Consider the following 1,131-nt stretch of genomic DNA (forward strand, 5'->3'; position numbering starts at 1 on the left):
AAAAAAAAAAAAAAACCAGTGAAGTTATTCTTCACTGGTTTTTTTAAATTTAAACAAACGTACGATCAATTGCATCTTCTAGATCAGTCGCTGAAACTTTCGAATAGCGTTTTGTTATATTTACATCGGAATGACCTGCCAACTCAGCAACTGTTGTAATATCAATACCTTTCTGAACTAGTTCCTTACAAAATGTATGACGGAGTTTATGAGGATTTACATTGTATTTCTTTAACATGTATTGAATAGTTCGTGCAGAAATTCGTCTGTTGAAATTCGAAACAAATAAAGCATCATGAGTGGAATTTAACGAATCGATGTATTCTTTTAAATGGTGTCTTACCTCTTTCGAAAGAGGTACCACTCGTTTTTTATTTCCTTTACCGTCAAGTACAACTAATGAGCCATGATGTTTATTGATTTCTACATCGGATCGATTTAAAGCACAAATCTCTGATACACGAAGCCCTGTGTGTAATAGCGTATATACAATCGCAATATCACGAAGGTTCCCATCTTGTTTTACTTCATGTAAAAGATGCTCACGTTCACTTGTTTCTAATGATTCTGGTGCAACTCGTTTATTTTTTTGATTTTGTTTACGTTGAATGTTTTGAACAATTTCCGGTTTTTCTAAAAAGCGTGCAAAAACATTAATTGCTACAAAAATCTTTTCAATGGTTGATGGGCTTTTATTTTCAGATTCAAGATAAATCATGTAATTCTGGACATCATCTTTTGTTAATTTACCTAAATTTCCGCCTTCTCTTAGAAGCCATTCATGAAACTTTGTCAAAACCGTTCTATATGTTTTGATTGTGTTTTCCGATTTGTTCTGTTCCATTAACCATTGGCTAAACTTATTAATCAGAGAAATGACTTCTAGGTTACTTTTTTTCAATTTAAGTCCCCCTACTTAACATGATGAGTTATATAAACTATAACATCCTACTTCGCAGAAAACAAATTCCGCGAAATTACATATAAAAAAAAACAGTATACCACTCGATGGCATACTGTTTTTTTCATAATTGCCTGGCGACGTCCTACTCTCACAGGGGGAGACCCCCAACTACCATCGGCGCTGAAGAGCTTAACTTCCGTGTTCGGCATGGGAACGGGTGTGACCTC

Annotated in this window: 1 protein-coding gene and 1 rRNA gene; both read right to left on the reverse strand. The window is 34.7% G+C overall.

The genetic code is table 11. The features are described 5' to 3' along the window. Positions 1–49 precede the first annotated feature (49 nt). Complete coding sequence (locus ACFOU2_RS08890; RefSeq protein WP_377914303.1) at positions 50–901, reverse strand: tyrosine-type recombinase/integrase; 852 nt, start codon at positions 899–901, stop codon at positions 50–52. Between the two features lie 132 nt (positions 902–1,033). After that, positions 1,034–1,131: ribosomal RNA gene (gene rrf / locus ACFOU2_RS08895) — 5S ribosomal RNA — on the reverse strand; the annotation flags it as partial.

The organism is Bacillus songklensis (genome assembly GCF_042649685.1).
Taxonomy (GTDB): Bacteria; Bacillota; Bacilli; order Bacillales; family Bacillaceae_H; genus Bacillus_BA; species Bacillus_BA songklensis.